The organism is Streptomyces sp. NPDC057854 (assembly GCF_042797055.1).
Lineage (GTDB): Bacteria > Actinomycetota > Actinomycetes > Streptomycetales > Streptomycetaceae > Streptomyces.
Genome location: NZ_JBHVMF010000001.1, coordinates 287710 through 300887 on the forward strand (window position 1 = coordinate 287710; position 13178 = coordinate 300887).

11 protein-coding genes and 2 pseudogenes are annotated in these 13178 nt (G+C 70.9%); 6 read left to right on the forward strand and 7 right to left on the reverse strand.

Translation table 11 applies throughout. From position 1 onward, the window contains the following. Positions 1-235: 235 nt before the first annotated feature. Positions 236-844 carry a nucleoside triphosphate pyrophosphohydrolase gene (locus ACFVQZ_RS01310; RefSeq protein WP_383618649.1) on the reverse strand — a complete coding sequence of 203 codons (609 nt, stop codon included), beginning with the start codon at positions 842-844 and terminating at the stop codon, positions 236-238. On the opposite strand from ACFVQZ_RS01310, the gene ACFVQZ_RS01315 reads away from it, so the two are divergent. The 3 genes and pseudogenes from ACFVQZ_RS01315 (at position 843) to ACFVQZ_RS01325 (ending at position 2696) form a co-directional block, all read left to right on the forward strand. Continuing rightward, complete coding sequence (locus tag ACFVQZ_RS01315; RefSeq protein WP_383618651.1) at positions 843-1550, forward strand: hypothetical protein; 708 nt, start codon at positions 843-845, stop codon at positions 1548-1550. The genes ACFVQZ_RS01310 and ACFVQZ_RS01315 overlap by 2 nt on opposite strands. 29 nt (positions 1551-1579) lie before the next feature. Further along, positions 1580-1933, forward strand: a pseudogene (locus tag ACFVQZ_RS01320) (CBS domain-containing protein); the annotation flags it as partial. 73 nt (positions 1934-2006) lie between these two features. Then, the gene (locus tag ACFVQZ_RS01325) at positions 2007-2696 is read left to right on the forward strand and encodes a response regulator (RefSeq protein ID WP_383618653.1); all 690 of its coding nucleotides are present in this window, start codon (positions 2007-2009) and stop codon (positions 2694-2696) included. A gap of 1 nt (position 2697) precedes the next feature. On the opposite strand, the gene ACFVQZ_RS01330 is transcribed toward ACFVQZ_RS01325, so the two are convergent. Genes ACFVQZ_RS01330 through ACFVQZ_RS01345 form a run of 4 tightly spaced genes read right to left on the reverse strand, consistent with a single transcriptional unit; the run spans position 2698 to position 8874 of the window. Beyond that, positions 2698-4461 (reverse strand): GAF domain-containing protein, encoded by a 1764-nt coding sequence (locus ACFVQZ_RS01330; protein ID WP_383618655.1) that lies wholly within the window; start codon positions 4459-4461, stop codon positions 2698-2700. Positions 4462-4485: 24 nt separating this feature from the next. After that, complete coding sequence (locus tag ACFVQZ_RS01335; RefSeq protein WP_383618657.1) at positions 4486-7107, reverse strand: cation-translocating P-type ATPase; 2622 nt, start codon at positions 7105-7107, stop codon at positions 4486-4488. Between the two features lie 7 nt (positions 7108-7114). Continuing rightward, positions 7115-7975, reverse strand: a complete 861-nt coding sequence (locus tag ACFVQZ_RS01340; RefSeq protein ID WP_383618659.1) for a universal stress protein — start codon at positions 7973-7975, stop codon at positions 7115-7117. Continuing rightward, positions 7972-8874: a universal stress protein gene (locus ACFVQZ_RS01345; RefSeq protein WP_383618662.1), complete on the reverse strand. Its 903-nt coding sequence runs from the start codon at positions 8872-8874 to the stop codon at positions 7972-7974. Before ACFVQZ_RS01345 ends, ACFVQZ_RS01340 begins: the two co-directional genes overlap by 4 nt. A gap of 248 nt (positions 8875-9122) precedes the next feature. Here ACFVQZ_RS01345 and ACFVQZ_RS01350 point away from each other — a divergent pair, with 248 nt between their 5' ends. Then, positions 9123-9746, forward strand: a complete 624-nt coding sequence (locus ACFVQZ_RS01350) for a CBS domain-containing protein (protein ID WP_383618663.1) — start codon at positions 9123-9125, stop codon at positions 9744-9746. 22 nt (positions 9747-9768) lie between these two features. Beyond that, positions 9769-10758 (forward strand): Acg family FMN-binding oxidoreductase, encoded by a 990-nt coding sequence (locus ACFVQZ_RS01355; protein WP_383618665.1) that lies wholly within the window; start codon positions 9769-9771, stop codon positions 10756-10758. A 27-nt stretch (positions 10759-10785) separates the two neighbouring features. On the opposite strand, the gene ACFVQZ_RS01360 is transcribed toward ACFVQZ_RS01355, so the two are convergent. Next, positions 10786-11172: a hypothetical protein gene (locus ACFVQZ_RS01360; protein WP_383618667.1), complete on the reverse strand. Its 387-nt coding sequence runs from the start codon at positions 11170-11172 to the stop codon at positions 10786-10788. A gap of 20 nt (positions 11173-11192) precedes the next feature. After that, a pseudogene (locus ACFVQZ_RS01365) lies at positions 11193-11553 on the reverse strand (alcohol dehydrogenase catalytic domain-containing protein); the annotation flags it as partial. A gap of 174 nt (positions 11554-11727) precedes the next feature. Here ACFVQZ_RS01365 and ACFVQZ_RS01370 point away from each other — a divergent pair. Next, on the forward strand, positions 11728-13155 hold the full coding sequence (locus ACFVQZ_RS01370) for an MBL fold metallo-hydrolase RNA specificity domain-containing protein (protein WP_383618669.1): 1428 nt from the start codon (positions 11728-11730) through the stop codon (positions 13153-13155). Positions 13156-13178: the final 23 nt, after the last annotated feature.

A 13178-nucleotide genomic window follows, 5' to 3' on the forward strand; every position in this document is an offset into this window, starting at 1 on the left:
CCGAGGCCGTGGCCGAGTTCCACCGGCTCTACTCCGTCGCCGTCCGCCCCGGCCCCGCCCCGCTCACCGACCTCGAACAGACCGTCCGCCGGCTCCTCGCGGGCACGACCCCGTCCACCGCTGAGGAGATCTCCGGGCCCTCGGCCGAACCGCCGGTCGCGGGACCCGGCGAGCACGAGGCGTTCCCTGACCGAAGTCGACACCGCCTGCCCCGTGGCGCGGTAGCCGGCGCCTTCTACCGGCGGTTGCCCGTCCAGACGATCCGCCCGGCGAAGCCCCCTCGCTCGTCGGCCTTCGCGGCGCGCAGCACCTCGAACTGCTCCGGGCTGATGCCGAGGTCGGCGGCGAGCGCGAGCAGCACCTCCGCCACGTCCGCGAGCTCGCCGGGCGCCGCCTCTTCGTCCGCTTCCAGGAACTCGGCGACCTCCTCGCGCAGCTTGTCCCGCAGCCGGGCCCGATACTCCTGAGGGCCCGCGACGTGGGTGACCGGCTCGACTCCCTCGTTCCGGATGATCTCTGGGATCCGGTCGCGTACTAGCTTGCCGATCCTGGGGGCCGCCTCGGCACTCGACACAGGTCTTACTCCGCTCGTTGTGTGGACCGAAACTCTGCCCGATGGAAGTGCGTAACGCACTCCACCGGCCCTGCTGTTCCATATCTGCTGCCTGGGGCCGCAGGTGACGGGCTCACGCGGATCCGCGCGGTGTGGCCGAAGCTGCGCTGGTTGGGGTCGATGAGCGGGGCGAGGGCGACGGGGGCCTGGAGACGCTCGGGGACGGTCGACCCCGGCGCGAGACTGTCCTGTGGGCCAGACTGGTGGTGTCGGATCCGGGGAGGTCTCCATGGATACCCAGCCGAGCGATACCGCGACAGCCGAGCCTCTCTTGCTCGACGCGGCTCTGCCCGAGTTCCGGTTCTCGCGCTTGGAGTGCGCTGTGATCGCCGCCGCGCCGGGCGTCGTGTACCGCGCGGCCCGTGATCTGGACATGCTGTCCATTCACTCGCCGCTGTTCGACGTGGTCATGTGGGCGCGTGGAGTGCCGGACCGAGTGCGCCGTCGGCCCGTGGCCACGCCAGCTTCGATGCGGGTGTCCGACCTGTTCGACACCGCAGCAACCGGTGATCAGGGGGACCTGGAGATCCAACCCTGGGTTGCCCTCGGGGAGCGCGCGGGGCGCGAGATCGCTTTCGGGGCGGTCGGCAAGGTGTGGAAGCCCACCATCGAGTGGCGCCGTGTCGAACCTGGTGACTACGCGGGCTTCGAGGAGCCCGGCTGGGCGAAGATGGCCGCCGCCTTCGTCGTCCATCCCTACGGGGCACGCCGGTCCCTCCTGACCTATGAAGCACGTACCGCTTGCACCGACCCGGCTTCCACCGCGCGGTTCGGCCGCTACTGGACGCTGGTTTCCCCGGGCGTCGGCATCGTGCTGCGCGGAGCGCTGCGGGCGATCGAAGCGGCAGCGGAGAAGGAAGCACTTGAGGAGATGAGTCGTGATGCGTGCTGTGATCGTGTACGAGAGTCTGTTCGGCAACACGCGCGAGGTCGCTGACGCTATCGGCGAGGGCGTGAAGGAAGCGCATCATGTCCAGCCCGGCCGTGACCGTCCATCCCGACGCGACGCTCGCCGAAGCGGCACGAATCATGGCGACGCGGAGGGTGAAGCGCCTGCCCGTGGTCAACGGCGTCGGCATGCTGGAGGGTGTGGTCAGCCGGAGCGATCTGCTGGAGGTGTTCCTCCGTACGGACGCCGAGATCGAGGAGGACATCCGTCACTCCGTCCTCGGCGAGCCGGCCGCCACCGTGGGACTGGATGTGACGGTCGCTGACGGTGTCGCCACGATCGGTGGGTCGCTCTCCGACAGATCGCTGGTGCCGCTGGTCGTCCGCGCCGTGCGGGCCGTGGAGGGCGTCGTCGACGTCCGGATGGATCTCGGCCCCTTGAGGCGCTCCATGACGGACAATCCTTATGGGGGCGGTACCCACCCGACCGACCACAGGGGTCGCCATGACCGATCTGCCGGCAGCCACCGCACCCACGCGGGTATTCCTCGTAGACGATCACGAGGTCGTCCGCCGGGGCCTTCATGACCTGATCGATGACGAGCCGGACATGGAGGTGGTCGGCGAGGCGGCGACGTCGGAGCAGGCGCTGGCCAGGGGTCCGGCCCTGCGGCCGGACGTGGCGGTTCTCGATGTCCGGCTGCCGGACGGCAACGGCATCTCAGTGTGCCGGGAGCTGCGGTCCCGGATACCCGAGCTGGCGTGCCTGATGTTGACGTCGTTCGACGACGAGGAGGCCCTCCTGGACGCGATCATGGCTGGCGCGTCCGGATACGTCCTCAAGCAGATCAAGGGGGCGGATCTTGTGTCGGCGGTGCGGACCGTGGCCACCGGGCAGTCGATGCTGGACCCGGCCACGACCGCTCGGCTGATGCACTCGCTCCGGGACCCGGAGGCAGCCAAGCCGCCGGAGGACGAGCGGCTCGCGGTGTTGTCCGAGCGAGAGCGGTCCGTACTCGAACTGATCGGCGAGGGGCTGACCAATCGGCAGATCGCCAAGCAGCTCTATCTGTCTGAGAAGACCGTCAAGAACCACATCTCCCGGCTGCTCGGGAAGCTGGGCGTGGAACGCCGGGTACAGGCCGCCGTCATCGCCGCGCAGGCCCACGAGCACGACGCCACCGAGGAGGCGTAGCTCAATCGCGCTCGGTCGGCAGCGGGATCCGCCACTCGAGCACCGTGCCGCTGTCGCGCTCCGCCCGCGCGCGGACCGACAGGGTTCCACCCAGCCGCTCGGCCCGTTCGACCAGGTTCCGCAGTCCACTGCGCCTGCCGCCCTGCGCTATGCCCACGCCGTCGTCGCTCACCGTCACTGCCAGCACGCCCTCGTCGGCAACGACCGACACCTCGGCGCGGCGGGCCCGCGCGTGCCGGGCCACGTTGGTGAGGGCTTCACCGATGACCACGATCACCTGTTCGGCCGCCTCAGAGGGAACGTCCGTGTCGAGGAGGCCCTCCATGCGCAGGGCGGGAGCGAATCCGAGTGTGGTCGCGGCCTCGTCCACCGCCTTGGCCACCCGGCTCCTCAGCTTCGGGGCGGTTCCGGGGGTGTCGTGTTCACGGAGCCCGAAGATGGTCGACCGGATGATCTTGATGGTGGCGTCCAGATCGCCGATCGCCCGTCCCAGCCGGTCTACGGCCTCCGGGTGCTCGACGAACCGCCGGACGCTCTGCAGCGTAATCCCCGTGGCGAACAGGCGCTGAATCGCCAGATCGTGCAGGTCACGGGCGATCCGGTCGCGGTCCTCCAGGAGGCTCACCTGCTCGGCGTCACGGCGGCGGTCGGCCAGCTCGAGCGCGAGTGCCGCCTGCCCCGCGAATCCAGGGAGAGCAGTGACCTCCGCCCCTGTGAACGGAGACCGCCCATGGCGCCGCGCAAGGATCAGCACCCCGCTCAGCCGCTCCTTGGTGCCGACCGTGACGGCCACTGCCGGCCCGAACCCCTTCCACCGTTCGGGCTGGACAGTGATGCGCGGCTCGTTCTCGACGTCCGCCACCGTGACCAGGCCGTCCTTCTGTGTGAGGGCGGCGGCGGCCAGAGTTCCCTCGCTGCTCGGCAGGACGACACCTGCGTGCACGTGGGCTCCCTCGCCGCGGGCGAGCGAGCCCCGCAGCTCGCCGCCGTCCCCCACCAGGTAGAAGACCCCCATGTCGGCGCCCGCGATGTCGACGGCCTGCTCCAGCATCCCGTCGAGGACCTCGGTCTCCTCCACGCCGGACAGGAGGGCGCTGGTCAGGTCGGAGCTCGCGGCAAGCCACCGCTGCCGGAGGCGGCCTTCCTCGTACAGGCGGGCGTTCTCGATGGCGATGCCGGCCGCGACGGACAAAGTGGTCACGACGGCCTCGTCCTCGGCGTCGAAGTCGACCCCGCCCCGCTTCTCGGTGAGGTAGAGGTTGCCGAAAACCTCGTCGCGGACCCGGATGGGCACGCCGAGGAAGGTATGCATCGGCGGGTGGTGGGGCGGGAACCCGTACGAGGCGGGATGCTCGGACAACTCGGGAAGCCGCAGCGGTTCGGGGTTGCGGATCAGCTCGCCGAGCAGTCCGTGCCCGGAGGGCAGGTTGCCGATCCGCGCCCTCAGATCGTCCACGATGCCGACGGTGAGGAACTCCGAGAGCTTCTTGTCGTCCCCGATGACGCCCAGAGCGCCGTACTCGGCGTCCACGAGGGTGACGGCCGCCTCCACGATGCCCCTGAGCACCTGAGGCAGGTCGAGTTCCCTGCCTACGGACATGACGGCTTCGAGGAGCCCGTTGAGACGGTCCCTGGTGCCCCTCACCTCGTCGATGCGCGCCTGGAGCTCGTCGAGCAGTTCGTCGAGTCTCAGCCGCGGAAGCTTGCTGTCCGCCGGCACCGGCCGCTCGTGCTCCATCACCACCTCCGGCCACGTCGAGCGCATGGTCCTCGTCTGACGGGCACTTCTTCACGGTAGTTCCCGTGTCCCCGACGCTCCAGCCGGGTGTGTCCCGCGGAAGGCGGTGCGGACGATTCGCGCGGCAAGGAACCCCGCGGGGGCACCAGCCACGGCGATCCCGATGCCCGCCCAGCCGAGCGGTTCGGTCTCCAGGACCGAGCTCAGGAAGGGCACGTAGAGCGCTGCCCCGGCCAGCAGGGCGGAGGCGAGGACGGACAGGGGAAGGAACGGGTTCTCGCGCGTGAACAGCCGGGCGCGGAGTCCCAGGACAACGCCTAGCTGCGCGGCCAGGAGGGCGAGGAAGAGAACGCTCTGCCAAGCCAGGTCCAGCGCCTGAGCACCGAGTCCCGCGCCGAGGGAGGCTGCTGTGACGACAGCGGCCAGGACGAGCAGGCGCTGCCAGGCGCCTCCGCCGAGGATGTGCTGGTCCGGCGGGCGTGGCGGTCGTCGCATCGCTCCCGGGGAGGCCGGCTCCGCGCCCATGGCCACGCCGGTGAGGCCGTGCGTCAGGAGGTTGATCCACAGGATCTGGCCCGCTCGCAGGGGCAGAGGCAGCCCGAGCAGCGGGCCGATCAGCATGACGAGGATCTCGGCCGCGCCTCCGGCCATCCCGTAGACGAGGAAGCGGCGGATGTTGTCGTACACACGCCGTCCCTCGTCGACGGCCGCCACGACCGTCGACAGCTCGTCGTCGGTGAGGACGAGGTCGGCTGCCTGCCGCGCGACCTCGGTGCCGCGTGCGCCCATGGCGACGCCGATGTCGGCTCGGTGCAGGGCGGGGCCGTCGTTGACCCCGTCGCCTGTCATCGCGGTCACCGCTCCCCGGGCGCGCCACGCCTCCACGATGTCCAGCTTCTGCTGGGGGTCCGTACGGGCGAAGACCCGCACCGAGGTGAGGTCGGCAACGCGGCCTGCGGCCACGTCTGCCCCCGTGACGACGTGGCCTTCCGATTCACCGCCGTCGCCCAGCAGAGCGACGTGGGACGCGACCGCCCGAGCCGTCGCCGGGTGGTCCCCGGTGATGAGGACGGGGGTGATGCCGGCTGCCCGGCAGGAGGCGAGGGTCGCCGTGGCATGCGGCTTGGGCGGGTCGCTGAGCGCGACGAGGCCGAGCAGCGCGAGCCCCGACTCCGCCGCGGAGACCGGGCTCGGGATGTCGTTCCGCACGCCCGATGCCACAGCGAGCACGCGATACCCACGGGCGGCCAAGCTCGCGGCCTCCTGGCGGGCCGCCACGAGCCGCTTCGGAGGATCAAGCAGAACGGCCGGGTCGAGTACGGCTTCGGGGGCGCCCTTCAGGCAGACCAGCACCCGGCCCTCCCCGGTCGCGTGCAGCGTGGTCATACGTCTGCGGAGGCTGTCGAAGGGTGCTTCTTCGAGCCGGGGACGGGTCATCGCCAGTTCTGTGGAATCCGGGCAGCCCGCCTTGGCGGCGGCCGTGAGCAGAGCGGCTTCCATGGGGTCACCCAGGGCCGTCCAGCGGCCGTCGGCGGCCCCGTCGTCCGGCGGGCGCAGTGTGGCGTCGTTGCACAGGGCGGTCACGGTCAGGAGCTCCGTCAGGGGTTCGAGCTCGTCCGCTTCCGCGGGCCGCCCGGCGACCAGGACCTCGCCCATGGGTTCGTAACCCACGCCCGAGAGTTCGGCGCTCACCCGCGGTGTCCACACGTGCTGGACGACCATGCGGCCCTCGGTCAGGGTGCCTGTCTTGTCGGTGGCGAGGACGGATACGGAGCCGAGCGTCTCCACTGCGGGAAGCCGCCGCACGAGGGCGTGCCGGGCGACCATGCGCCGTGCCCCGAGTGCGAGTGCCAGGGTGACGACGGCGGGAAGGGACTCGGGGACCGCCGCCACGGCCAGGCTGATCGCGGTGACCGCCATCGTGCCGAGCGGGAGTCCCCGCACCAGGCCGAGGGCGAAGACCAGGACGCACAGGGCGAGCGTCACGGCCGCGAGGACGCGCCCGAGGGCGGCGAGGCGGCGCTGCAACGGGGTCGGCTCGCGACGTTCGTCGAGAAGAGCCGCTAAGCGACCGAGGGCGCTGCCGGCACCGGTCGCCGTGACCACGGCCACGCCCCGGCCACGCACGACGACCGTGCCCGCGCTCAGCGTCGCACCGGCGTCCGCGTCGACTGGCACGGACTCCCCGGTGAGCATGGACTCGTCCACGAGTACCGCGGATGCCTCGGCGAGCTCGGCGTCGGCGGCGACGATGTCGCCCTCACCGACCAGGAGGACGTCACCTGGGACGACCGCCGCCGCCGGGAGGTCGCAGACGGCGCCGTCGCGCCGCACCCGCGCGTGCGGGGCTGTGAGGGCAGAGAGTGCGGCGACAGCGTTGTCGGCCCGGATCTCCTGCGCCACGCCGACGGTCGTGTTCACGAGGACGACCAGCCCGATGACGATCGCGTCAGGATGGTCACCGATCGCGAGGGTCAGCACGACGGCCCCGAGGAGAACCATGATCAGCGGGTCGGTCAATTGGGCCAGAACCCGCTTGTGGAGCGGTACGGGCTTTCTCGCGGCCACCTCGTTGGGACCTGTGTCGGCGAGCCGTCGGGCGGCTTCCTCCTGGGTGAGTCCCGTTGTCTCCCGCACCGGCGCAGGGGCCCGGTGCGGAGCCGACGCCGTCATGGCGCGCTCACCTGGCAGGGACGGTGATCACGGGACAGTGGGCCCGGTGCAGCAGCCCGTGGACGACGGAGCCGACGCGCATCCCGGTGTATCCGCCGCGGCCTCGACGCCCGACGACCACGGCCAGGGCGTGCTCGGCGGCGTTAGCGAGCGTCTCTACGGGGGAGCCGATGGGAACCTCGTGGGTGAGCCGGACGTCGGGATACTTCTCCGCCCAGCCCGCGGTGGTTTCCGAGAGCAGCCGCCGCTCGGCGTGGAACAGCGTGTCGGAGCTGTGCAGGGAGAAGACGGGGGGCTGCCAGACGGCGATGGCACGCAGTGCGCAGCGCCGGAGGTCGGCTTCCTCAAAGGCCCAGGCCAGGGCCGCTCGGGAGGACTCGCTGCCGTCGACGCCGACCACGAGGCAGGGCATCTCCTGCGTGACGTGTTCCGCGTCGCCTACGACGACCACTGGGCAGTCCGCTTTCGCGGTGACCGGGACGACCAGGGAACCGGCGCTCAGGTACTCCTCGGTGCGGCTGAGGTGCCGGGATCCCAGCACGATCATGCCTGCGTCGTGTGACAGTCCGGCCAGGACCCCTGCCGGGAACCCGTCGAGAAGAGAGGAGGCGGCCTCGACACCCGGCTGCCGGGCTTTCGCCCAGGCGAGCGTTGTATGCAGAGCTTCTTTTCCCACCTGCCGCTGTGCAAGGTGACGGGGGGTGTCGTCGACGTGTTGGGTGTCGTGCTGCGGTGGTACTGCGACCACCAGGCGCAGTCCCCGTTCTCGCAGGTGAGCCTCGTCCGCGGCCCAGGCAAGGGCCATGTGCCAGTTCTTGATCGGGTCGATACCGACGACGATGCTGCCGCGATCCGTGGTGCTGGTCATGACGTGCTCCCATGTCCGGGTCCTTGCCGAGGGATGAGCTCCACTGGGCAGTGGGCGTGCTGCAGCAGGGTCAACGTGATCCGGCCGAGCGTCGGTCCGAGGTAGCCGGGCGATCGTCGACCGCCGACGACCAGAAGGTCGGCGTGGTGCGACGCGTCGACGAGAGCTCCGGGAACGCTGTGGCTCTTCTGGCCGTCGGCCTGCACGGTCAGAGTCGGGAACTCCTCCCGGAGCTGGTCCGAGACCGAGGACAGTACGTGTACGTGATCGCGGGCGCTCCCGTTGCCACCGTTGCGCAGCGCGGCCCGTGAGCCGACCGACAGCCCCACATTCCAGATATGCAGGAGCCGCAGAGGCACCTTTCGCAGCAGGGCTTCGCGGGCCGCCGCACGGGCGCAGCCCACGTCGGCCTCGTTCCGGACCGCCGCAAGTACCACGCCGGCCTCGACAGGCTCCGCGGCCCCGTGCACCACGACCACGGGCGTGGTGGCGGCGGCCGCGACCTCGAGACCGACGGATCCGAGCAGCAGCGAGGAGAACCCGCCAAGACCCCGGTGCCCGACGACGATCGTGCCCGTCAGGGCGGCGGCTCGTCGCAGACTCCCGGGAGCTGGGCCATCAGTGAGTTCCTTGACGACCGCCAGCTCGGGATGGCGCTCCGTGATCGCTGCGGCGGTCCGGTCGAGCAGCTCACGCCCTGCTTGCCGGCTCCTGACGATCTCCGCCTCGGACAGGAACGGGACCGGTGTGTCGGTGTCCGCCGCGTGAACAAGACAGAGAGTGCTGCCCCGCAGCGCCGACTCCGCCGCCGCCCACATCGCCGCCGCGTCTGCGGACGGTGATCCGTCCACACCGACGACGACCCTGCCGAGGCCGGAACGGGCTGTGGCTCCGTTCATGGGCTTCTCCTCCCAGGGCCGAGAGACTTCCTTCCACTCTGGCAGCTGGCCTCGGGGAGCCGGAGGGCCGCTGGGGGCAATAACGGGACCAATGGTCCCCGCCCTCGGCCGGGCGGGGTGCGACCCCTGCAATGACGAGCCCGTTCGGTCCTGAGGGTGGACCGTTCGGCCCTCGCAGGCCCCGCGCGCGCGTCGGAGGGTGGTGACGTAGGAAGCACCGTCCGGACCCTCGAACGGGAGGCGCGGTGATGAAGCAGATGAAGGTCGGCGGTCTGATGACCGACAACGTGCTCTCCGCCGTCCCTGCGACGTCGTTCAGGGACGTGGCCAAGATGCTCGCCGAGCACGACATCAGCGGGGTCCCCGTCGTGGACGACGACGACCATGTCGTCGGAGTCGTCTCCGAGAGCGACCTCCTTGCCCGCCACGAGCTGACTGCGCGGGACCTGATGACCACGCCGGCCGTCACCGTTCACGCCGAGGAGACGGTTGCGGACGCGGCACGGCTGATGGTGCGCCGCGGAGTCGAGCGCCTTCCCGTCGTCGACGAAGAGGAACGACTGGTGGGCATCGTGACCCGCCGCGATCTGCTCTGTGTCTACCTCCGCCCGGATGCGGAGATACGGCGCCGCATCCGTGAGGACGTCCTCTCAGATGTCATGGAGCTGCCCGCGGACGCGGTGGACGTGCACGTCCTCGACGGCGTGGTGACGCTGGGCGGCCGCCTCCGGCGGCGGAGTCAGGCCGTGATGCTCGTCGGACTCGCCGAGCGCGTGGACGGCGTCGTCGCCGTCGTGGACCGGCTCTCCTTCCACGAAGACGACACACCTCTCACCTACCCCACCCGGACTCCCCACGACATCTCTTGGTGAGTCACCGCAGACAGGACGAACCGTGTCGACCACCGCCCTGACCCGACCACTCGTGACGTCGCTGATCGAAGACGCCGTCACGGCTCCCTCCATGCACAACGCACAGCCCTGGAAGTTCGTCCACAGGACGGGCGCCGGAGTCATCGAACTGCACGGGGATCCGCTGCGCGCCCTGCCGCGCGAGGACCCGGACCACCGCGCCCTCCACCTCGGCTGCGGCGCCGCCCTGTTCAACCTGCGAGTGGCCGCCGCGCACCGGGGCCTGCGTCCCGTGGTCCGGCTGCTGCCCTCTTCCGATGGCCCGTGGCATCTCGCCGACGTGCGCCTCGACGGTCCCGACGACGCCGACAGCGAACTGGGCGTACTGCATGCCGCGCTGTCGCGTCGGCACACAAGTCGCTTCCCCTTCAGCGAGGAGCGGATCCCCTCCGAGGTGATCGACGGGCTGCGTGCCGCGGCCCTGCTGGAGGGCTGTCGGCTGGTCGTCCCCGGGGCCTGGCACACCGACACCGTCATGGATCTCGTCCACGCCTCCGAACTGTTCGAGGCGGCGGACGAGACCGTGCGGGCGGAGATCGCCGCCTGGACGCGCACGGGTGCGGCCGGGGAAGGACCCGGCACCGAAGGCATCCCGGCGTACGCCTTCGGCCCGAGGCAGTACGACGTGACCTCCCCCGTCAGGGACTTCGGCGCTCCCCGCCGGGTGCCCGGCCGGGTCTCGGCACGGTTCGAGAAGAGGCCGCAGATCGCACTGCTCGGTACCGTCGGCGACACCCGGGAGGAATGGCTGAAGGCCGGCCAGGCCATGCAAAGGATTCTGCTGCAGGCCACCCTCGACGGCCTCTCCACCTCCCTCATGTCCCAGCCGCTGGAGTGGCCGGAGCTCCGTACCGACGCACGCGATCCCGGCTCGACGATCGGCTTCGTCCATATGGTGTTCCGCCTGGGCTACGGGCCCCACGGTCGGGCCACGCCACGCCGTCCGGTCTCCGAGGTGCTCACCTTCGGCTGAACCGTGTCTCACGGACAGAGCCACGGCTCACAGACGGAACCAACGCTCCCGTCCGGGTGCGACAGTGACCCTCCGGTCGCCGGGGAGGACGACGGCGAGCGGACCCTCGGGCGAGGCGGGGACCCGGATGGCCAGCCGCCCGGGAAGTACCCGCAGGCGCACCCCTCGATGACGGCCGACGCACAGGGTGAAGGTGAACCGGGGAATCTCCGCCAGCGGCACCGGAGCGACCCGAAGCCCCTCCGGCCCCGTCTCCAGTCCCGTGATCCCGCATTCGACGAGGTCGACCGTGCCGGCCATCGCGCCGAGATGGATGCCCTCACCTGTCGTGCCGCCCTGGACGTCGGCCACGTCGGCGAGCAGGGCCTCCTCGCAGTAGCGCCAGGCATCGGCACCCATCTGCCGGGCCAGCACCCAATCGTGGACGAGGCTGCTGCCGGTGTCCCGTCGATGGTGTGGCCGAGGACCCAACCGCCTCCGCCGCGGCACTGTCCGTAGCGGCTCTCACGGCAGAAGCGGCACCTGCCGCAGGCGGAGATGCAGGAGATCAAGACGCGATCACCGGGCCGTACCGTGCGGACGTCACCTCCGGCCTCGACCACGGTGCCCACCGCCTCGTGCCCGAGGACCGCCTGGCGTCACCTCCGGCACGTCCCCCTTGAGGATGTGCAGGTCCGTGCCGCAGATGGTGACGACGTCGACCCGGACGATCACATCGGCAGGGTCCTCGATGCCCGGATCGGGTGTGTCCTGCCAGGCGATCCGGCCCGGCCCCTGGAAGACGAGAGCCTTCATGGCGCTCACCTGCTTCCTGTCGCGCGGCGCTGCGGTCCTCGTCCACCAGGCTCCGCAGAGCCTTCCGTCGGCACATGAGCCGGTCGGCCCCCGAAAGGGGCCCGCTCGGACCTCCGGACCGGGCCGGTCCGAATGCGAAGGTGGAGACCGGTCCACTCCGAAGGAGGGCTGACCATGTCCGAGGCAGCCCCGAACGCCGCTCCCACCGCTCCGCGGCCCGCACTGCTCAGTTTCCTGGGCGGTGTGGGGACGGTCACGGGAAGCAAGTTCCTGGTCGAGAGCGACCATGCGCGGATCCTCCTCGACTGCGGTCTCTTCCAGGGTTTCGCGACCTTGCGACGCCGCAACTGGGAACGGTTCGCCCGCGACGCCGCAGACGTCGACGCCGTGGTCGTCACCCATGCCCACCTGGACCACTGCGGCTATCTGCCACGTCTGGTCCGGCAGGGCTTCCGGGGACCGATCCTCACCAGTGCCCACACCGCCCGGCTCGCCGGAATCGTGCTGCGCGACAGCGCCCGCCTCCAGATGGAGGCCGCCCGGCACGCCGATGAGCACGGCTGGTCCAAGCACCGCCCGGCCAAGCCTCTCTACGACGACTCCGATGTGGAGAAGACCCTGGCGTTCCTCGACCCGGTCCCGGTCGGCGAGGACGTGGAGATCATGGCCGGCACACGGCTGACGCTGCACCACGGCGGGCACATCCTGGGGTCGGCTTGGGCCCACCTGACGCTGGAGGACGGCCACACCCTGGCCGTGTCCGGGGACCTGGGGCGGCCCGGGCACCCACTTCTGCTTCCGCCCGAGCCGTTCTCCGGTGCCGACGTGCTGCTGATGGAGTCCACGTACGGCGACCGGCGCCACGACCAGGAATCCGCCCGGTCGGGGTTCGCCGCCGTGATCGCCCGGACCCTCGCCCGGAGCGGCACCGTCGTCATCCCCGCCTTCGCGATCGACCGCACCGAGGTCGTCCTGCACGAACTGACCCTGCTGCGCGAGACCGGTGTGCTGCCCCGGTCGGTCCCCGTGTACGTGGACAGCCCCATGGCCCTGGCCGCCCTCGACGTGTACCGGGATGCGGTGCGCGAGCGGTCCACAGAGCTGCGGCCGGAGATCCTCGCCGAGGGAGAGGCCGCACTGAGCCCTGCGCCGTTCCTCGCCGCGCGTACAGTCCAGGAGTCCATCGAGATCAACGAGGTCAGGGGACCCGCCGTCATCGTCTCCTCGGCCGGCATGGCGACCGGCGGTCGTGTCCTGCACCACCTGCACCGGCTGCTCCCCGACCCGCGAAACGCGGTCGTCGTGGTCGGCTTCGCCGCGGCCGGCACCCGGGCGCGGGACCTCGTGGACGGTGCGCGGACGCTCAAGATGTTCGGCGAGTACGTACCCGTACGGGCCGAGGTCGCCGACGTCCCCCACTTCTCGGCCCATGCCGACGCCGGACAGATCATCGGCTGGCTGCGCGCCGCCCCTCCCCCGCACACCACCTACCTCGTCCACGGCGAACCGGCCGCGTCCGAGGCGCTGCGCGACCGCATCGACCACGAACTGGGCTGGACGGCCGTCGTGCCCCGCTCGGGTGAGGCCGTCCTGGTCCGCTGACGGGGGCCCTTTGGCCCCGGGTG

Bases quoted from the DNA above. Each gene is read 5' to 3' on its own strand.
- ACFVQZ_RS01310 (WP_383618649.1), bottom strand. From the start codon at position 844: ATGGAGACCTCCCCGGATCCGACACCACCAGTCTGGCCCACAGGACAG.
- ACFVQZ_RS01330 (WP_383618655.1), bottom strand. From the start codon at position 4,461: ATGCGCTCGACGTGGCCGGAGGTGGTGATGGAGCACGAGCGGCCGGTG.
- ACFVQZ_RS01370 (WP_383618669.1), top strand. From the start codon at position 11,728: ATGTCCGAGGCAGCCCCGAACGCCGCTCCCACCGCTCCGCGGCCCGCA.
- ACFVQZ_RS01340 (WP_383618659.1), bottom strand. From the start codon at position 7,975: ATGACCAGCACCACGGATCGCGGCAGCATCGTCGTCGGTATCGACCCG.
- ACFVQZ_RS01325 (WP_383618653.1), top strand. From the start codon at position 2,007: ATGACCGATCTGCCGGCAGCCACCGCACCCACGCGGGTATTCCTCGTA.
- ACFVQZ_RS01350 (WP_383618663.1), top strand. From the start codon at position 9,123: ATGAAGCAGATGAAGGTCGGCGGTCTGATGACCGACAACGTGCTCTCC.
- ACFVQZ_RS01335 (WP_383618657.1), bottom strand. From the start codon at position 7,107: ATGACGGCGTCGGCTCCGCACCGGGCCCCTGCGCCGGTGCGGGAGACA.
- ACFVQZ_RS01345 (WP_383618662.1), bottom strand. From the start codon at position 8,874: ATGAACGGAGCCACAGCCCGTTCCGGCCTCGGCAGGGTCGTCGTCGGT.
- ACFVQZ_RS01315 (WP_383618651.1), top strand. From the start codon at position 843: ATGGATACCCAGCCGAGCGATACCGCGACAGCCGAGCCTCTCTTGCTC.